Consider the following 19,309-nt stretch of genomic DNA (forward strand, 5'->3'; position numbering starts at 1 on the left):
AAGGCAGGATCAGAAGCCGCGGCGGTGCTTTCCGCCATATTGCTTGCCGATATAGCTGCCGATCCGCTGCATCTCGGTTGCGGCCGCGGCGGTCGCCTCGGTGCAGCAGGGAAGCGGGTCTCGCTCGGCCTGCGCCGCCCGCATCGCCACCCGCTCGCACAGGGTCTCGATATCGGCGCGGGTGAGCAGATTCTTCTCACGCAGCAGGCACAACAGACTCTGGAGGATGACGAGGGTCTCGTCTCCAGCGCGCGCATCGGGCAGCATCGTCCGTCTCTCCTCTTGATTTTGAAGAGAGGGTACGCCCTTTTCGGACTAAAGCAAGACGCTTAGACGCTAGTTCAGGCCGCCCCCGAGGGCGCGGTACAGCTCCACGAGGTTGCTCGCCCGCGCCAGCCGCGTGGTCGCGAGCTGCTGCTGTGCCGCATAGGAGGTCCGCTGCGCGTCCAGCGCGACGAGGAACGAATCGACGCCGGCGCGGTACCGCGCGTCGGACAGCCTGGCCGCCACGGTCGCCGCCTCGGCCCGCGCCTGCTGGGCCGCGACCCGCTCGTCGATGCGCCCCCGCTGGGCGAGTGCATCGGCGACCTCGCGGAAGGCGGTCTGTACCGCCTTCTCATAGGTCGCGACCGCCACCGTCCGCGACGCGCGCGCATAATCCAGGTTGCCCCGTCGCCGCCCGCCGTCGAACAGCGGCAGCGCCGCCGACGGCGCGCCGGTGTAGGTGAAGCTGCCGCCCGAGAAGAGCCCGGACAGCGCCGGCGCGATCGTCCCGAGGGTGGCGGTCAGCGAGATCGCGGGAAAGAACGCCGCCCTCGCCGCGCCGATATTGGCGTATTCGGCGATCAGCTGGTGCTCGGCCCGCAATACGTCGGGTCGGCGCAGCAGCACCTGCGACGAGAGATCGCCCGGAATGGCGTCTCGCGTCGCCGCCTCCGCTCCCATTCCGGCGGGCAGCTGATCGGTCGGGACGGTCGCCCCCACCAGCAGATTCAGCGCATTCTGGTCTTGCGCGACCTGAGTCTCGAGCGCCGCGATGTCGCTCCGTGCCGCCTGATAGTTGGTCTCCGCCTGCCGCGCCTCCAGTTCGGAGGCGACGCCGATCCGGAACTGCTCGCGGGTCAGGCGCAGCGTCTCGGCGAACGTCGAGAGCGTCTGGCGGCTGATCCTCAACTGCTCCTGATCGGCGGCGAGCGTCAGCCACGCGGTTGCGGTCTCGGCGATCAGGCTGATCCGGGTCGAACGCTGCGCCTCCTCGGAGGCGAACACCTGCTCCTGCGCCGCGCGCGTCAGATTGCGGACGCGGCCGAACAGATCCAGCTCGAAGGACGAAAATCCCACGCCGACCTGATAATATTCCAGGTTCTGCGAGGTCACGCTCGTCGACGTCCCCGTACCGGTCGTCGTCCCACCCGCCCCGGTGAGCGTGTTGGTATAGGTCGCCCCGGCGGACAGCGACGTCGTCGGCACGAGGTCGGACCGTTGCACGCGGTATTGCGCGCGCGCCTGAAGCACGTTCCCCGCCGCGATCCGCAGGTCGCGATTGTTGTCCAAGGCCGTCGCGATCACCGCCTGGAGCCGCGGGTCGAGGAAGAAGTCGCGCCAGCCGATCCTGGTCACGTCGGGCGCATCGGTCGCGGCGACCGGATAGACACCGCCCTCGGGCAGCGCCGGCGGCGTCGCCAGCGCCGGACGGTTGTACTCGGGCGCGAGATTGCACCCGGCGAGCGCGGTCGAGACCAGCGCGGCGAACAGCAAACGCTTCACGTCAAGCTCCCTGTGGCGCGGCCGCGCCGGCGCGACTGTCGCGAGTGTCCGGCTCGTCGTCGGCCACGGGCTCGGTACGCCCCCCCTGTCCGAACAGGCGCAGCACCACGACGAAGAACATCGGCACGAAGAAGATCGCCAGCACCGTTGCCGAGATCATCCCGCCCACCACCGCGCGCCCGATCGCGTTCTGTCCGCCCGCACCGGCCCCGGTGGAGACCGCCAGCGGCAGCACGCCGAAGATGAACGCGAGCGAGGTCATCAGGATCGGCCGAAGGCGGAGCTTCGCCGCCTCGATCACCGCATCGAACGCGCTCATCCCGTCGGCGATCTTCTCCTCGGCGAACTCGACGATCAGGATCGCGTTCTTCGCCGACACGCCGATCGTCGTGATCAGCCCGACCTGGAGGTAGATGTCGTTGTTGAGCCCGGTCAGCCACGCCGCCAGGACCGCGCCCAGCACGCCCAGCGGCACCACCAGGATCACCGCGATCGGCACCGACCAGCTCTCGTAGAGGGCGGCGAGACACAGGAAGACGATCAGCAGCGACAGCCCGTAGAGCAACGGCGCCTGCCCACCCGACAGCCGTTCCTCATAGGACAGCCCCGTCCATTCGAGGCCGATCCCGGGCGGCAGCTTCTTGGCCATCGCCTCCACCGCCTTCATCGCCGCACCCGACGACGTCCCCGGGGCGGGCGTGCCCAGGATCTCCATCGAGGGCAGTCCGTTGTATCGCGTGAGCTGCACCGGCGCCTGCGACCACGACAGCGTTGAGAAGGCGCTGTACGGCGACATCTGCCCGCTGGTCCCGCGAACGTAGAAGTCGTTCAGGTCCTCGGGCGCCAGCCGGTACGGCGTGTCCGCCTGGATATAGACGCGCTTGACGCGGCCCCGGTCGATGAAGTCGTTGACGTAGCTGCCGCCCCAGGCGGTCGCGATCGTCTGGTTGACCTCGGTCAGGTCGAGGCCCAGCGCCCGCGCCTTGTCCTGGTCGACCTCGATCTTGAGTTGCGGCGCGTCGTCGAGCGAGTTGGGGCGCACGCCCGTCAACGTCTTGTCGCCCGCCGCCATTCCGAGCAGCATGTTGCGCGCCTGGAGCAGCTTGGCGTGACCAACCCCGGCCTCGTCGACGAGCTGGAGGTCGAAGCCCGTGGCGTTGCCCAGCTCCTGCACCGCCGGCGGGGTCGCGGCGAAGATCATCCCGTCCTTGAACCCGGCGAAGGCGCCGAATGCGCGTCCGACCATCGCCTGCGCCTTGTTCTCGGCGCCCGAACGCTGATCCCACGCCTTGAGCGGGATGAACGCGATGCCGCTGTTCTGCCCCGCGCCCGCGAAACTGAAGCCGTTGACGGTGAACACGCCCTGGACGTTGCCGCCCTCCTTCTGGAGAAAATGGTCGCGTACCGTGTCGAGGGCGACCTGGGTGCGCGCGCTCGATGCGCCCGGCGGGCCCTGCACCAGCGAGAACATGATCCCCTGGTCCTCCTCGGGCAGGAACCCGGTCGGCAGCCGCAGGAACACGAACGCCATCGCCCCGACGATCAGCGCATACATCAGCAGCGAGCGACCCCAACCGCGCGCGATCGTCCGCACCCCGCCTTCATAACGGTTGCGCCCACGCTCGAACGTGTCGTTGAACCAGCGAAAGAAGCGCGCGAGCGGACCGTTGCCCTCGTTGCGGTCGGGATCGTGCGGCTTCAGGATCGTCGCGCACAAAGCCGGCGTCAGGATCAGCGCGGTCAGCACCGACAGCACCATCGCCGAGACGATCGTGATCGAGAACTGACGGTAGATCACGCCCGTGGAGCCGCCGAAGAACGCCATCGGCAGGAACACCGCCGACAGCACCAGCCCGATGCCGATCAGCGCGCCGCTGATCTCGTCCATCGACTTGCGCGCCGCGTCCTTGGGGGAAAGATGCTCCTCCTGGATCAATCGCTCGACGTTCTCGACCACGACGATCGCGTCGTCGACCAGCAGACCGATCGCCAGCACCGTCCCGAACAGCGTCAGCGTGTTGATCGAATAGCCCGCCGCCGCCAGCACGCCGAACGTGCCCAGCAGCACGATCGGCACCGCGATCGTCGGGATCAGCGTCGCGCGCCAGTTCTGGAGGAACAGGAACATCACGATGAAGACGAGGACGATCGCCTCGACCAACGTGTGGACGACCTGCTCGACCGACAGCCGAACGAACGGCGACGTGTCGTACGGGTAGATCACCTTGACGTCGGGCGGGAATTGCTTGGCGATCGCGTTCACCCGGTCCTTGACCAGCTGGACGGTGTCGAGCGCGTTGGCGCCCGGCGCGAGCTTGATGCCGATGCCCGACGCCGGCTTGCCGTTCCACTGCGACTGGAAGGTGTAGTTCTCCGCCCCGATCGCGACGCGCGCGACGTCCTTCAGCCGCACCACCGAGCCGTCGGTGCCGGTCTTCAGCCGGATGTTCGCGAACTCTTCGGGCGAGGTCAGCCGCGACGTGACGGAGACCGTCGCGTTGAGCATCTGCTCCTTGGGCGCCGGCTGTGCGCCGATCTGCCCGGCCGACACCTGCGCGTTCTGCGCGGTGATCGCGGACGTCACGTCCGTCATCGTCAGCGCGTAATTGTTGAGCTTGAGCGGATCGACCCAGATCCGCATCGCATATTGCGACCCGAACAGCTGGGTGTCGCCCACTCCCGCCACGCGGGCGAGCGGGTCCTGGAGCTTCGACGCGACATAGTCCGACAGATCGCTGTCGTCGTGCTGGCCCGTCTCGGAATAGAGCCCGACGAACATCAGGAAGTTCTGCGTCGCCTTGGCGACCAGGATGCCCTGGCGTTGGACCTCCTGCGGCAGCAGCGGCGTGGCCGCCTGGAGCTTGTTCTGGACCTGGACCTGCGCAATGTCCGGATCGGTCCCCTGCTCGAAAGTCAGGGTGATCGTGACCGTGCCGGCGGAGGACGAGACCGACGAGAAGTAGCGGAGGTTGTCGATCCCCTTCAGCTGCTGCTCGATGATCTGGGTGGTGGTGTTCTCCAGCGTCTGCGCGTCCGCGCCCGGATAGGTCGCAGTGATCGAGACCGCCGGCGGCGCGATCGCGGGAAATTGCGCGATCGGCAGCGTCCGGATCGCGAGGACGCCGCCGAGCATCAGGACGATCGCGATGACCCATGCGAAGATGGGCCGATCGATGAAATAGCGGGACATGAGGGCCTACTTCGCCTGAGTCTGTGCGGGCGTCCCGCCCTGCGCGGGCTTCGCCTTCGGATTCCACGGCACCGGCTTCACCGGCGTGCCGGGCCGCAGCATCATCGCGCCCTCGACGACCACGCGGTCGCCCGCCTTCAGCCCCGAAGTGACCAGCCAGTTCTCGCCGATCGTCCGCGGTGCCACAATCACACGCGGGGCCAGCGTGTTGTCGGCGCCGACGACCAGCACGGTCGGGTTGCCCTTCTCGTCGCGGCTGACGGCGCGCTGCGGCACCACCAGCGCCTCTGCCTGAGTTCCCTCGACCAGCTCGGCGCGCACGTACATGCCCGGAAGCAGCAGCGACTTCGGGTTGGGGAAAACCGCCCGGATGGTCTGCGTGCCCGTGGTCGGATCGACGGTGACGTCGGCGAACTGAAGCGTTCCCTCGATCGGATAAACCGATCCGTCCTCCAGCCGCAGCCGCACTCGCGCCGCCTGCCCGCCGCGCGACACCGATCCGTCGGCGATCTGCCGCCGCAGCCGCAACAGGTCCGCGCTCGACTGCGGCACGTCGACGTAGATCGGGTCGAGCCGCTGGATCGTGGTCAGCGGGGTCGTCTGCCCCGACGAGACCAGCGCACCGGTGGTGACGACCGAACGCCCGATCCGCCCGCTGATCGGCGCGCGGATCGTGGTGCGCGCCAGATCGATCTGCGCGGTTCGGAGCGCCGCGGCCTGCGCCGCCACATCGGACCGCGCCTGCTGCGCGGTGGTGGTCGCGTTCTCGTAATCCTGCTTGGCGATCGCGTTGATCTTGACCAGTTCGCCGTAGCGCCGCTGGAGCGCCGCGCTGGACGCGATCGATGCCTGGGCACGCCCGAGCGCCGCGCGCGCCTGCGCGACCGCGGCGACATAAGGCTGCGGGTCGACCCGGTAGAGCGGCTGACCCTTCCGGACCTGATCGCCCTCCACGAACAGCCGCGAAAGGACGAGGCCACTGACCTGGGGGCGGACCTCGGACGTCTCGTAGGCGTTGGTGCGGCCCGGGAGTTCGGTGGTGAGCGTCACCGACTGCGGCTGGACCGCGACGACGCTGACCTGCGGCGGCCCTTGCGGAGCCTGCTGCTGCTGTTTGTCGCCGCAACCGGCGAGCAGGATGGAGAACGCCAGCGGCGCGGTACGAAGAAAATGCATGCGGGTTCTGCCGGGATCGTGTACGGGCACGTACGTGAATGAACGCTCACTCACCCGTTCAACTAATGCGAAGGGCCGATGAACGCAAGCGACGAACCGGAGAATCGCGTAAGCAACGGGATCGAGCGGGTTTTTTGCTGCACCGCACCATCACGCGCTGACGCCCGGCGCGACAAGCTGCTGGACGCGGCGCGGACGCTGTTCGCGGAACGAGGCTTTCACAGCACCGGAGTCGCCCAGATTGCGAGCGCCTCCGGCGTGAAGGTCGGCCAGATCTACCGCGACTTCGCGAACAAGGAGGAGATCGTCGCCGCGATCGCCGCGCGCGATCTCGAGGACTTCCTGGTGGAGGACGAACTCGCGCGCGCGGCGGAGGCTCGGGACACCGCGGCGGTGCGCGCCTGGATCCGGAACTTCGTGGCCGGCAAGGCGAAGAAGGATCGTCGGCTCGCCTGCGAGATCATGGCCGAGTCGATGCGTAATCCGCGGATCGCGGCGGTGTACCGCGCGATCCAGCAGCGCGTCCGGTGCGGCCTGACCCGCGCGCTCGAGGCGCTCGCGCCCGGGGCGGAGCATGCGGCGGCGCGGGCGCTCACTGTCGAGGTGATCCTCACCATCGGCGGGGGCATCTTCCATGTCGGCGCCAGCGACGGCGCGGACCTCGACCCGGCGGTGGCCGAACGGTTGACCGCGCTCGTCGAACGCGAGATCGACTCGCTGGTCGCCGCCTGAGTCAGATCACGTCGAGCACCAGGCCCAGCGCGCGCGCTTCCTCGGCTTCGATATACCAGTTCGACGTGGCCTTCGCCTTCAGCTCCTCCAGCGTGACCTGGCTGCCGGCGACGATCGCGGCGAAGCCTTCGTTCTGGATCTTGATCGACTGTTCGATCTCGTTGAGCTTCGCCTTGAGCACCGCGGGCAAGGTCGTGAGCGGACCGTTGAGGTTGATCGTGCTGGTCATTCCCCGCTCGTGAAGCATCAGTCGCGTCCCGGCGGTGAGGAAGCGGGTCTCCACCGGGAAGTGAGACATGAACGTCGCGCCCGCCGAATAGACCGCGACCTTCCCCAGGAACAATGTCTCGCGGCCGGTATAGTCGCGGAGCAGCCGGATGTCGTCGCCCATCGCCCGCCCCATTTCGGGGTCGCCGCCCAGGGTCGTGATGCTCACCACCAGCGGCCCGTCCTTGGGAGCGTTGGCGAGCTGCGCCTGGAAGTTGGCGTACATCAGCCCGTCGACGGTGCCGTGGAGCTGGATGTGCGGGTTCGCGAGCAGCGGATAGCGGCTCGCCTGGTTGCTGGGCTGGGTCATGGCCCGGCGAACGGAGGCGCGGCAGCCAAGTTCCGCGTCGCAGCAAAGATTCTCAGCGATCCCCGATCTGACCCAGGATCGTCGTGGCGGGGCGGCCCACCGGCGCGCTCGTCTCGTCCGGCGTCCGTCGCTCCAGCGCCGCCAGCCAGACGCCCGCCCCTGGCCCGATCGACACCTGCGGCTCCGACGCGAGCAGATTGCCCTGCCTCTCCCAGGATGCGATCGTCCGCCGGGTCTCCGCCGCCGCCGCCGCGAGCGTCTGGGGCTTGCGCAGCGCATGGTTGATCAGCGCGTCGCCGAAGAAGGTCCAGTCGGCATCCGCCTGACATCCGAACGAGCTCCGCTCTGCGGAGGCCGCGGTCAGGATCGCCGTCGTGTCCGATTGCAGCATCGGCACGAACACCCCGGAGTAGCAGGCGCTGAGGATCAGCAGCCGGTTCTGGATACCGAGCGTCTGCAGCGTCAGCCACAGCCACGTCGGCGAGATCGCCCCGAAGCCGCTGTCGCTGTCGTTGTAGACCACGCCCCACGGCGCGCCGTGACTGGTGGTGTAGAGGACCAGGACGTCCTCCTTCGGATCCATCGCCTCCGCCACGTGCGCGAGCGCCGCGGCGAGATTGTCGGGCGAGCCGCGCGCGTCCTCGCCGCCGCTGTCGAGCACGATCGTGCGCCCGGCCGCATCGTATCGCCGCGCCAGCACGCGCCCTGCCTCGCGGGCCTCGCGCCCGAACACCCCGTCGCTGTCGAGCGCCGCGACGACGACATAAGCGTCCACGGTCCCTTTGCGCTGCGGCTGAATCGCGGACAGCGCGCGCTCGAGCCGCCGATGCTCGGCGAGCGCGAACCTCGGGTCGCGATCGTGTTCCACGGTGGTGGCGGCGTCGGCGAGTTGACGCACCTGCTGCTCGTTCGCGCCGCTATAGAGCGGCGCGGGCCGCGTGTGCGGCGCGGGGTCGGCGAACTGGGCGAACGCGGCGGTAGGAACGCCGGGGAGAGAAAGGGCAAGAACAAGAATTAGATAACGAATCCAGGGGACGTGATCTACTCGGTACGATAGCCCTGGACGGGTATCGGTAGCGGTCTCAAACTTGAGTGAACCAGGTTCCATCTACCACCACCCGCTCGACCAGTTCGGTCGTCACACCCAGCTTAAGTGACTTAAGCAACTCGCAGAGTTGATCGCCATCTATCAGATCTATTGCGGGTGCGCCGTCGCGGGTCGATTCGCGTCTCGCGTCAGCCGAGAATGTTCCAGTGGTGATAATTAATCCTTTATCACTCCTACCGACCATCGCGCCTCGAAAGTCGCGAACGGTAGAAGCGCCTACTGTGCCGCTATAGCGTTTGCACTGAAACAAAGTCACAAAGCTAAGTAGGTTAAGGCGGAGTACTCCGACCCCATCTATCCCGCCGTCCCCTACCCTTCCTGTAACTTCCACTTTTGTAAATCCGGCCTCTCGCAAAATACGTTGAGCGAGTCGCTCAAAAGCCGCCGGGCTCATAGATAGCAGCGACGCAAGAAGGTCGTCTTTCCAAGTAGCTAGCTCGCCAGCCGCGTCGGGAGTCGATTCAGCATCGTTGTCGGCATTTCCCGCGGTCAGGTGCGCGAGCTTCCGCTCCTGATCCGCCTTTCGTACCAGCGCTGGAAACGTCCCGACCTGGATCGGTGAGACGGCCTCTCCAAACTCGGTTAGCGACCACACGCCCCTCTGACTATTCGTGAGCGCCCCCGCCTTCTTCAAATACGTCTTCGCCCATGCCAAATTGTAGCTCAGCTTCGATTGACGTCCATCGGTATGCGGAATGGACGCGATCACATCAGGAACACTCTCGAACTCTATGATCGCGTTCAGAAGCTCCTCGTTTGAAGCCGATCCTCCTGTTTTCCTGAGTGCCGATATCACTGGCCACATCAAGGCGTCATAGGACGGAACGTCCAGCATTATCTCCTCAATACACCCGCTTCTTCGGCTTGATGTACTCGGCGTCGTCGGTCAGCGTGTAATCGTGCACCGGCCGGTAATCGATCCCGACCGTGCCGCCCTTGCCGCCCCAGCCCTCGAAGGTCGCGACGGTGTGCTTCATCCACTCGGCGTCGTTCCGGTCGGGGAAGTCCTCGTGCATGTGCGCGCCGCGGCTTTCCTTGCGGTTCTCCGCCGATCGCATCGTCACCACCGCCTGGCTGATCAGGTTGTCGAGCTCCAGCGTCTCGACCAGATCGGTGTTCCAGATGAGGCTGCGATCGGTGACGCCGACGTCCTCCATCCGCCGATAAATCCCGTCCATCTTCGCGACGCCCTCGGCGAGCAGCGCGGTATCGCGGAAGACCGCGGCGTGGCGCTGCATCGTCTTCTGCATCTCGGTCCGGATCTGCGCGGTCTTCGAGCCGCCGCTCGCGTGGCGGAAATGGTCGAGCCGGCCGAGCGCCATCTCCTCCGAGCCCTTGGGCAGCGGATTGTGCGGGGTATTGAGCTTAAGCGTTTCCTTCAGGTGGATCCCGGTCGCCCGCCCGAAGACCACGAGGTCGATCAGGCTGTTCGATCCGAGGCGATTGGCGCCGTGGACGCTCACGCAGGCCGCCTCGCCGACGGCGTACAGGCCCGGAACGACGCTGTCCGGGTCGCCATCCTTGTTCTGGACCACCTGGCCGCGCCAGTTACACGGCACCCCGCCCATGTTGTAATGGACCGTCGGAGTCACCGGCAGCGGCGTCTTGGTCAGGTCGACGCCGGCGAAGATCTTGCCCGTCTCCGTGATGCCGGGCAGCCGCTCGTGCAGCACGGCGGGGTCGATATGGTCGAGATGGAGGAAGATGTGGTCCTTCTCCGCGCCGACTCCCCGCCCCTCGCGCATCTCCATCGCCATCGAGCGGCTGACGACGTCACGCGACGCCAGGTCCTTCGCCGACGGGGCGTAGCGCTCCATGAAGCGCTCGCCTTCGGAGTTGGTCAGGTAACCGCCCTCGCCGCGCGCGCCCTCGGTGATGAGCACACCCGCGCCATAGATGCCGGTCGGGTGGAACTGGACGAACTCCATGTCCTGCAGGGGGAGGCCCGCGCGCAGCGCCATGCCGTTGCCGTCGCCGGTGCAGGTGTGCGCCGAGGTCGCCGACTGGTACACGCGCCCGCCGCCGCCGGTCGCCAGCACGACCGCATGGCTGCGGAAGCGGTGGATCGAGCCGTCGTCCATGCACAAGGCGATCACGCCCCGACACGCGCCGTTCTCCATGATCAGGTCGAGCGCGAAATATTCGACGTAGAAGTCCGCGTCATATTTCAGGCTCTGCTGGTAGAGCGCGTGGAGCATCGCATGGCCGGTGCGGTCCGCGGCGGCGCAGGTGCGCTGGACGGGAGGCCCCTCGCCCATGTTCTGCATGTGCCCGCCGAACGGCCGCTGATAGATCGTGCCGTTGTCATTGCGGCTGAACGGCACCCCAGCATGTTCGAGCTCATAGACCGCGGCCGGCGCCTCGCGCACCATATACTCGATCGCGTCCTGGTCGCCGAGCCAGTCGGAGCCCTTGACGGTGTCGTACATATGCCAGGACCAGTGATCCGGCGAGTTGTTGCCGAGCGACGCGGCGATCCCGCCCTGCGCCGCGACGGTGTGGCTGCGCGTCGGGAACACCTTGGTGATGCAGGCGGTCTTCAGCCCGCTCTCGGCGATCCCCATCGTCGCGCGCAGCCCGCTGCCGCCCGCTCCGACGACCACCGCGTCATAGGTGTGGTCGATGATCTGATAAGCGGCAGGCATTACACGGATGCTCCGAACGCGATCTTGAGGATCGAGAAGATGGCGACGCCGGCGGTCGCGACAACGAAGAAGTTGAGGAGGACCATCGCGACGACGCGGCTCTCATTGTGCTGATAATCCTCGATCACCGTCTGCAATCCGAGGCGAAAGTGATAGAAGACGCTGACGATCAACAGCAGCATCGGCACCGCCGCCCAGGGCGACGCCAGCCACGCCCGCATCGCCGGGTAGCCGTAGCTCGGTCGGGTCGCCACCGAGATCAGCAGCCACGCCATCAACAGGAAGTTCGATCCAGCGGTCAGCTTCTGCCGCCACCAATGCTCGACTCCCGCGTGGGCCGAGCCGAGGCCGCGCACGCGGCCGAGTTGCGTCCCGGTACCCATCAGCGCAGCTCCACGACGAGCCAGAACAGCACGGTGAGCGTGATCGAACTGGCGAAGGTCAGATAGGCGAGCGTCTTGTTCGTCTTCAGCTCGAACGCCGCGCCGGTATCCATGATGAGGTGGCGGACGCCGCTCGACATGTGTTGGAAGAACGACAGCGTCAGCCCGACGCCGACGATCCAGCCCAGGATGTTGAGCCGGCCGGAGGAGAGCGTGAAAACGTCCACGAACGTGGCATAGGCCTGCGGCCCCGTGGCGAGCGCGGCCAGGAACCAGACCAGCAGGCACGCGCCCACCGTCGCCATTCCCGATCCGGTCACGCGGTGCAGGATCGAGACCGTCATGTGCGGACCCCATTTCCAGATCTGGAGATGGGGCGACATCGGGCGCGTTCGAACGGGAGCGGCTTTGCTGGCCAAGGGCATGTCCTTCAGGGTTGCCAGCGTCCATAATCCTCCGGGCGACCTATGCAAGCATTGGGGTGCGCTGCGGCATGATGCGACGGACCGATGCATCCGCACGGCGGGTTCCGCGTTTGGGGGTCGCCGGGAACCGGACTGGAGGGACCACCATGCGCATAATCTTCGCCGCCGCGCTCATCGCGACCTCGCTCGCGGCGTGTTCGCAGCACGACGGCACATCGTCGGATCGGCAGGATCGCAAGGAGCGCCGCGACCGAGGGGATCGCGGAGGCCGAGGCGACCGCGGCGGTCGACTGGAACGACTCGATACCAACAACGACGGTTTCGTCGAGAAGAGCGAGGCGCCCGAGCGGATGCAGCGCCGCTTCGACCGGCTCGACACCGACCACGACGGCAAGCTCTCGGCGGACGAGCTCGGGGCAGGTCGTCGGCGCTGAGAGCGCCGCTCGGCGGGTCGCCTTCCGCAACCTTCGGCCGGCCCCGGCGTGACGCGCCCGCCCGCTCGCGATGATGTGAACCCAAGTGTGACCTTCGAAGCTCCGCCTCACCTTCTCGCCGTCGCCGTGGCGCAGCAACGCCTGGTCGCCGCCGCACGTCCGGTCTCGAGCGAAGTCGTCGCGATCGCCGACGCGCTCGGCCGGTGGACGGCGGCGCCCGTGATCGCCCGGCGCACCCAGCCCGCCGCCGACCTGTCGGCGATGGACGGCTATGCGATCCGCGCCGCCGACCTGCCGGGGCCCTGGCGGGTGATCGGGGAAAGCGCGGCAGGCAGACCCTTCGCCGGAGGGATCGGCCCGGGCGAGGCGACCCGGATCTTCACCGGCGCCGCCCTGCCCGCGGACGCTGACGCGGTGCTGATCCAGGAAGAGGCGCGGCGCGACGAGGACCGGCTGATCCTCACGGGCGAAGGTCCGACGGGGCCGAGCCGCAACGTCCGTCGTCGCGGCCTCGATTTTACGGACGGTCAGGAGCTGGTCGCCGCGGGCGAACGCTTGACTCCCGCTCGCCTGGCGGTCGCGGCCACCGCCGGCGTCGCTGCGGTTACCGTCCGCCGCCCGGTCCGTGTCGCGATCGCCAGCACGGGCGACGAACTGGTTGAGGTCGGTCAGCCGATCCCCGATGGAGGCCTGCCGGAGTCGAACCGCCTACTCCTGCGCAGCTTGCTCGCCGATCTGCCGGTCGAGATCGTCGATCTCGGCATCCTTCGCGACGATCTCGCCACCCTGCGCGACGCCTTCGCGGCGGTCCGCTGCGACCTGCTGCTCACCACCGGCGGCGCGTCGGTCGGCGATCACGACCTGGTCCGGCCGGCGCTGGAGACGGCAGGGGCGACCATCGACTTCTGGCGGATCGCGCTGCGACCGGGCAAGCCGATGATGGCCGGTCGGCTTGGCGACGCGCAGGTGCTCGGCCTCCCCGGCAATCCGGTCTCGGCCTTCGTGACCACCATCCTGTTCGCGCGACCGCTCGTCGCCGCACTGGCAGGCGCCCGCGATCCCATGCCGCGAACCACCACCGGGACGCTCGGGGAGGATCTGCCCGGCAACGGCGCCCGCACCGATTATCTACGTGCCGAGCTGCGTGATGGCCGCCTCTTCGCCGCCGCGATTCAGGACAGCTCGATGCTCCTCACGCTCGCCCGCGCCAACTGCCTGATCGTGCGACCGGCGCATGCACCGCCCACTGTCACGGGCGACTCGGCGGAGATCCTGATGATCGCTTGACGTGTGCAAGAGCGTTCCGTAAAGGTTCGTCGTCTGTTCGCCAGCGAGGCCGATCATGCTCACGCGCAAGCAACACGAACTCATCTGTTTCATCGACGATCGCCTGACCCAGACCGGGGTTTCGCCCTCGTTCGAGGAGATGAAGGACGCGCTCGACCTCAAGTCGAAGTCGGGGGTCCATCGCCTGATCTCCGCACTCGAGGAGCGTGGCTTCCTCCGCCGATTGCCCAATCGCGCCCGCGCGCTGGAGGTGATCAAGATGCCCGAGCGCGCCGAGGCGAAGAAGCCGACGCGCGCCGCCACGCCCCGGCCCGAGCCGGCGAACGACACCGTCGAGATCCCGCTGCACGGCCGCATCGCCGCGGGCGCCCCGATCGAGGCTTTCGAGGGCTCGACCACGCTGTCCGTCCCCGCCGCGCTGCTCGGCTCGGGCGAGCATTACGCGCTCGAGGTCTCGGGAGATTCGATGGTCGAGGCGGGCATCCTCGATGGCGATTTCGCGCTGATCCGCCGTCAGGAGGTCGCGCGCGACGGCGAGATCGTGGTCGCGCTGATCGAGGACAGCGAGGCGACGCTCAAATACTTCCGTCGCGAGGGTGCGATGATCCGCCTCGATCCCGCCAATCGCGCCTACGATCCCCAGCGCTACGCGCCCTCGCAGGTCCGCGTTCAGGGAAAGCTGTCGGGGCTGCTCCGCCGTTACGACTGACTGCCCGCCACGGATGTTCGTCGCCGGGCTGGAGGACGGTGGCGACCCGCCCGGCCGCGAGCGTCACCGCCACGCCGCCCGTTGTCGCCAGCACGTCGCGGTCGAGCCGTAGCCATGACGGCCGGCATCGCCACGGCAGCGGACGCTCGCTGATGACGATGTCGGCGCCCCGGCAGGCCGCGATCAACTCGTCGATGGGGACCCGGTAGGCGCTTCGCGTCGCCACGACGCGCCACCGCCGCCCGCCCGCCTCACGGTCGACGATGCACAGGTCGCGCGTGCATCGCGCCTCGGGCTGATCGACCAGGAACACCGGATCGCCGTCCACCCCGCCGTTCTCCGCCAGCGTGTCCAACGTATAGTCTCCCGCCCGGTCGCGCAGCACGGCGACGCCCGCTGCGGTTCGGATCGCGAGATGCCGTCCGTCGCCGGTCACCAGCAGGTCCGGAGTCGGGCTCAGCAGCGCCCAGACGAGCCCCGCCGCGAACGGTGCGGCTCCGAGCCGGCGCCAGCGCGTCCGCCACAACGCCGTCCACAGGCCGCCGGCGACCATCAGCGCGAACGCTCCGCCTGGCATCGCGGGCAGCGCCGCCACCGCCCCCGGCGCGGCGGCGACCCGGTGGGCAAGCCAGAGCAGTAGCGCCAGTGTCCGCTCGAGCAGCCACCACAGCGGCCCTGCCAGGCCCGTCGGCTCGAAGACGAGCGCCGACGCCTCCAGCGGCATCACGACAAAGGTGGTCAGCGGGATGGCGACGATGTTGGCGACGGCCCCGTACAGCCCGGCCTTGTGGAAGTGATAGACGGCGATCGGCATCAGCGCCGCCTCGACCACCAGCCCCGTCAGCAGCAGCGACCCTCCTTCGCGCGCGACCCTTCGCCACCTGGCCTCGTCGCGCGGCAGGAACCAGGCACGCACCTTCGGGTGCTCGTGGAGCGCGATGATCGCGGTCACCGCCGCGAACGACAATTGGAAGCTTGGACCCGCCAGCGACTCGGGCCAGACCAGCAGCACGATGACCGCCCCCGCCGCGACCAGCCGCAGCGTCACCGCCTGCCGCCCGACCGCCATGGCCGCGAGCACGAGCAGCGCCGCGACGCAGCTGCGGATCGTCGGCACCTCCGCGCCGGTCAAGAGCGTATAGCCGATCGCCACCAGCGCCGCTGCGCCACCTGCCACCAGCGGCAGCCGCCCGGTCAACGCCAGCGCCGGACTGAGCGCGAGCACGCGGAGCACCAGCCACATCGTCAGCGCCACCGCCGCGGTGATGTGGAGGCCACTGACCGACAGGAGGTGCGCCAGCCCCGCCCGCCGCATCGCTTCCGAGTCGTCGTCCGCGATCGCACCCGTGTCGCCGGTCGCCAGCGCCGCCGCGATCCCGCCCTCGCTGCCGGGCACCCTCGCCTCGATCAGCCGGCTCAGTCGCGAGCGCAGGCCGTCTTCGGCAACGCCGGGAGAGATCACCGTCACCGGCGCGAACGCCCGGCCCGTCGCGCCCAGGCGGGCGAACCACGCGACCTGGGCGAAATCGTACGCGCCGGGCACCGCCGGCGACGGCGGCGGCATCAGCCGAGCCCGCTGTCGGATGACCGCTCCGGCGGTCAGCCCGGGTGGGGCGTCGCCGACAGCGACGTTGAGCCGGATCGACCTGGGCGTCGGCACGGTGGTCTGCCGGCCCGTAGGCGCGATCCGCGTCGGGATCATCGTCACCCGCACCAGCTCGCGCGCCGGCAGATGCTGGACGCGCGTGACCCGCCCTTCGACCGCGGCGACGACCGGAGCGGCGAGGACCGGCGCGCGCGCCCGTTCCGCCGACGCCCAGGCGAGCGCGACTCCCAGCGCGACCGCGCCACCCGCTGCCGCGACCGCAAGCCCCGCGCGCCCCCCGCGCCATGCGGTCAGCCCCAGGCAGCCGACCGCCAGCGCCGCCGCGATCGCCGCCAGCCATCCGGTCCGGGTCGGCAGCGCGAACCACGCGGCGACGCCGAGGCCCAGCATCACCGGCAACCAGAGCGGCAGCTGGTCGCGCTCCGCCTCCAGCCAGCGCTCCACCGGCTCGCGCCACCGCCGCCCGCTGGTTTGAAGCGGTTCGAACGCCGTGCTACGGGCGGCTGCGGCTGAACTGGCCATCGAGATTCCAGCCTGGGAGCAAGCGCGCTTGAGCGCAACCACCGATCCCGCGGGCGGCCCCGCGGCGCCTGTCGTCACCCGTTTCGCGCCTTCGCCGACCGGGTTCCTCCACCTGGGCGGCGCGCGGACCGCGCTGTTCAACCTGCTGTTTGCGCGCCACCATGGCGGCACGTTCCTCCTGCGCATCGAGGACACCGATCGCGCGCGCTCGACCCAGCCCGCGATCGACGCGATCCTCTCGGGGATGCGCTGGCTCGGGCTCGACTGGGACGGCGACGTCGTGTTCCAGTTCGCGCGCGCCGATCGCCATGCCGAGATCGCGCATGCAATGGTCGCGAGCGGCCACGCCTATCGCTGCTACATGACCGCGGAGGAGATCGACGCGATGCGCGCCGCGGCGCAGGCGGCGAAGCAGCCGCTGCGGATCCGCTCGCCGTGGCGCGATCGGACCGACTGGCCAGAAGGCGAGCCCTACGTCCTGCGCCTCCGCGCCCCGACCCAGGGCGCGACCACGATCCACGACCGCGTCCAGGGCGAGGTCACCGTGCAGAATGCCGAGCTCGACGATCTCGTCCTGCTCCGCTCCGACGGGACGCCGACGTACATGCTCGCGGTGGTCGTCGACGATCACGAAATGGGCGTCACCCACGTGATCCGCGGCGACGACCATCTCAACAACGCCTTCCGCCAGCTGCCGATCTATCGCGCCAACGGCTGGCCGGAGCCGGTTTACGCGCACATCCCGCTGATCCACGGCGCGGACGGGGCGAAGCTCTCCAAGCGCCACGGCGCCGTCGGGATCGAGGCGTATCGCGACGAACTCGGGATCCTGCCCGAGGCGCTCGGCAATTACCTGCTCCGTCTCGGCTGGGGGCACGGCGACGCGGAGATCATCAGCCGCGACGAGGCGATCGCCTGGTTCGATCTGGACGCGGTCGGCAAGTCGGCGTCGCGGTTCGATCTCAAGAAGCTCGAGCATCTCAACGGCCATTACATTCGCGAGGCGGACGATTCGCGGCTCGCTGCGCTCGTCGCCGAGCGACTCGGCCGCTTGGATGCGGACCCGTTGCTCACGCGAGCGATGCCGGCCTTGAAGCCGCGGGCCGCCAATCTGAACGAGCTCGTGGACGGCGCCGCCTTTCTGTTTGCGCAGCGCCCGATCGAGATCGCGGCGGATGCCGCCCCGCTTCTCGCGGGGGATGCGTTGACGGTCCTGGCCGCTCTCCACGCCGCTCTTGACGCGGTGCACAACTGGAATACGGAGGCGCTCGAAAACACGGTCCGTCGGGTGGCCGAGGAGGCGGGCGTCAAGCTCGGCCAGGCCGCCCAGCCGCTCCGCGCCGCGCTCACGGGACGCAGGACGTCGCCGGGAATCTTCGACGTGCTCGAACTGCTCGGGCGCGACGAGAGCCTGGCCCGGATCGCCGACCGCCTGTCCTGACGAAGTTCACTCGGAGTATCCCATGACCGACACCGCCAAGCTCTCGCTCTCGGGCAAGGACTTCGACTATCCCGTCCTCTCGGGCACGGTCGGGCCGGACGTCATCGACATCCGCAAGCTCTACGCGCAGACCGACGCCTTCACCTACGATCCCGGCTTCACCTCGACCGCGAGCTGCCGGTCGGAGCTGACCTATATCGACGGCGACGCGGGCGTGCTGCTCCACCGCGGCTACCCGATCGGCGAACTGGCCGAACAGTCGAGCTTCATGGAGGTCTGCTACCTCCTCCTGAACGGCGAGCTGCCCAAGGGCGAGGAGCTCGACGGCTTCATCGATACGATCACGCGACACACGATGGTCCACGAACAGCTCGCGAGCTTCTTCCGCGGGTTCCGGCGCGACGCCCATCCGATGGCGATCATGTGCGGCGTGGTCGGCGCGCTGTCCGCCTTCTACCATGACTCGACCGACATCCACGATCCGGTCCAGCGCACCATCGCCAGCCACCGGCTGATCGCCAAGATGCCCACGATCGCGGCGATGGCGTACAAGTACAGCGTCGGTCAGCCTTTCCTCTATCCGGACAATTCGCTGAGCTACACCGGCAACTTCCTGCGGATGACGTTCGGCGTCCCGGCCGAGAAGTATGAGGTCAACCCCGTCGTCGAGAAGGCGATGGATCGCATCTTCATCCTCCACGCCGATCACGAACAGAACGCCTCGACCTCGACCGTCCGTCTCGCGGGTTCGTCGGGCGCCAACCCGTTCGCGTGCATCGCGGCGGGGATCGCCTGCCTCTGGGGCCCGGCGCACGGGGGCGCGAACGAAGCGGCGCTCAACATGCTGCGCGAGATCGGCACACCCGATCGCATCCCGGAGTTCATCGCACGCGCCAAGGACAAGAACGATCCGTTCCGCCTGATGGGCTTCGGGCACCGGGTCTACAAGAATTACGATCCGCGCGCGACCGTGATGCAGAAGACCGTGCGCGAGGTCTTCGACGCGCTCAAGGTCAACGACCCGCTGTTCGACACCGCGCTGCGGCTCGAGGAGCTGGCGCTGAGCGACGATTACTTTGTCGAGAAGAAGCTGTTCCCCAACGTCGACTTCTATTCTGGCGTGATCCTGTCGGCGATCGGCTTCCCGACCTCGATGTTCACCGCGCTGTTCGCCTTGGCGCGCACCGTCGGGTGGGTCGCGCAGTGGAACGAGATGATCACCGATCCCGATCAGAAGATCGGCCGTCCGCGTCAGCTCTATGCCGGGCCGGCCCAGCGCGCCTATGTTCCGGCCGGGGAGCGTTGAG

General features: G+C 68.3%; 16 protein-coding genes and 1 pseudogene. 6 read left to right on the forward strand and 11 right to left on the reverse strand.

Annotation, left to right across the window (positions count from 1 at the left end; all coding sequences use genetic code 11):
- Positions 1–9: 9 nt before the first annotated feature.
- From AC4GYY_RS04205 to AC4GYY_RS04220, 4 genes are all read right to left on the reverse strand, one after another.
- Positions 10–267: a hypothetical protein gene (locus tag AC4GYY_RS04205; RefSeq protein ID WP_491118969.1), complete on the reverse strand. Its 258-nt coding sequence runs from the start codon at positions 265–267 to the stop codon at positions 10–12.
- 69 nt (positions 268–336) lie between these two features.
- On the reverse strand, positions 337–1,767 hold the full coding sequence (locus tag AC4GYY_RS04210; protein WP_491118970.1) for an efflux transporter outer membrane subunit: 1,431 nt from the start codon (positions 1,765–1,767) through the stop codon (positions 337–339).
- A gap of 1 nt (position 1,768) precedes the next feature.
- Positions 1,769–4,957 carry an efflux RND transporter permease subunit gene (locus AC4GYY_RS04215; protein WP_491118971.1) on the reverse strand — a complete coding sequence of 1,063 codons (3,189 nt, stop codon included), beginning with the start codon at positions 4,955–4,957 and terminating at the stop codon, positions 1,769–1,771.
- A 6-nt stretch (positions 4,958–4,963) separates the two neighbouring features.
- Complete coding sequence (locus AC4GYY_RS04220) at positions 4,964–6,133, reverse strand: efflux RND transporter periplasmic adaptor subunit (protein ID WP_491118972.1); 1,170 nt, start codon at positions 6,131–6,133, stop codon at positions 4,964–4,966.
- A gap of 78 nt (positions 6,134–6,211) precedes the next feature.
- On the opposite strand from AC4GYY_RS04220, the gene AC4GYY_RS04225 reads away from it, so the two are divergent.
- Positions 6,212–6,865 (forward strand): TetR/AcrR family transcriptional regulator, encoded by a 654-nt coding sequence (locus tag AC4GYY_RS04225; RefSeq protein WP_491118973.1) that lies wholly within the window; start codon positions 6,212–6,214, stop codon positions 6,863–6,865.
- Between the two features lies 1 nt (position 6,866).
- Here AC4GYY_RS04225 and AC4GYY_RS04230 read toward each other — a convergent pair whose 3' ends face one another.
- From AC4GYY_RS04230 to sdhC, 6 genes are all read right to left on the reverse strand, one after another.
- Entirely contained in the window at positions 6,867–7,442 is a 576-nt protein-coding gene (locus AC4GYY_RS04230) for an ATP-dependent Clp protease proteolytic subunit (protein ID WP_491118974.1), read from the reverse strand.
- A gap of 52 nt (positions 7,443–7,494) precedes the next feature.
- Complete coding sequence (locus tag AC4GYY_RS04235; protein ID WP_491118975.1) at positions 7,495–8,340, reverse strand: C13 family peptidase; 846 nt, start codon at positions 8,338–8,340, stop codon at positions 7,495–7,497.
- A 184-nt stretch (positions 8,341–8,524) separates the two neighbouring features.
- Positions 8,525–9,385, reverse strand: a complete 861-nt coding sequence (locus AC4GYY_RS04240; protein ID WP_491118976.1) for a restriction endonuclease — start codon at positions 9,383–9,385, stop codon at positions 8,525–8,527.
- Between the two features lie 7 nt (positions 9,386–9,392).
- On the reverse strand, positions 9,393–11,195 hold the full coding sequence (sdhA, locus tag AC4GYY_RS04245) for a succinate dehydrogenase flavoprotein subunit (RefSeq protein WP_491118977.1): 1,803 nt from the start codon (positions 11,193–11,195) through the stop codon (positions 9,393–9,395).
- Positions 11,195–11,578 carry a succinate dehydrogenase, hydrophobic membrane anchor protein gene (gene sdhD / locus AC4GYY_RS04250; protein ID WP_491118978.1) on the reverse strand — a complete coding sequence of 128 codons (384 nt, stop codon included), beginning with the start codon at positions 11,576–11,578 and terminating at the stop codon, positions 11,195–11,197. Before sdhD ends, sdhA begins: the two co-directional genes overlap by 1 nt.
- Entirely contained in the window at positions 11,578–11,961 is a 384-nt protein-coding gene (gene sdhC, locus AC4GYY_RS04255; RefSeq protein ID WP_491118979.1) for a succinate dehydrogenase, cytochrome b556 subunit, read from the reverse strand. The genes sdhD and sdhC overlap by 1 nt, the downstream gene beginning before the upstream one ends.
- A gap of 188 nt (positions 11,962–12,149) precedes the next feature.
- On the opposite strand from sdhC, the gene AC4GYY_RS04260 reads away from it, so the two are divergent.
- From AC4GYY_RS04260 to lexA, 3 genes are all read left to right on the forward strand, one after another.
- Complete coding sequence (locus AC4GYY_RS04260) at positions 12,150–12,437, forward strand: EF-hand domain-containing protein (RefSeq protein ID WP_491118980.1); 288 nt, start codon at positions 12,150–12,152, stop codon at positions 12,435–12,437.
- Between the two features lie 126 nt (positions 12,438–12,563).
- Positions 12,564–13,724 carry a molybdopterin molybdotransferase MoeA gene (locus AC4GYY_RS04265; RefSeq protein ID WP_491118981.1) on the forward strand — a complete coding sequence of 387 codons (1,161 nt, stop codon included), beginning with the start codon at positions 12,564–12,566 and terminating at the stop codon, positions 13,722–13,724.
- A 55-nt stretch (positions 13,725–13,779) separates the two neighbouring features.
- Positions 13,780–14,433, forward strand: a complete 654-nt coding sequence (lexA, locus tag AC4GYY_RS04270) for a transcriptional repressor LexA (RefSeq protein WP_491118982.1) — start codon at positions 13,780–13,782, stop codon at positions 14,431–14,433.
- 571 nt (positions 14,434–15,004) lie between these two features.
- Here lexA and AC4GYY_RS04275 read toward each other — a convergent pair.
- Positions 15,005–16,561 (reverse strand): annotated as a pseudogene (locus AC4GYY_RS04275) (ComEC/Rec2 family competence protein); the annotation flags it as partial.
- A 28-nt stretch (positions 16,562–16,589) separates the two neighbouring features.
- Here AC4GYY_RS04275 and gltX point away from each other — a divergent pair.
- Both gltX and AC4GYY_RS04285 read left to right on the forward strand, forming a co-directional pair.
- Positions 16,590–18,002 (forward strand): glutamate--tRNA ligase, encoded by a 1,413-nt coding sequence (gene gltX, locus AC4GYY_RS04280; RefSeq protein WP_491118983.1) that lies wholly within the window; start codon positions 16,590–16,592, stop codon positions 18,000–18,002.
- 22 nt (positions 18,003–18,024) lie between these two features.
- Positions 18,025–19,308: a citrate synthase gene (locus tag AC4GYY_RS04285; protein WP_491118984.1), complete on the forward strand. Its 1,284-nt coding sequence runs from the start codon at positions 18,025–18,027 to the stop codon at positions 19,306–19,308.
- Position 19,309 lies beyond the last annotated feature (1 nt).

This window comes from Sphingomonas sp. SP6, assembly GCF_058313435.1.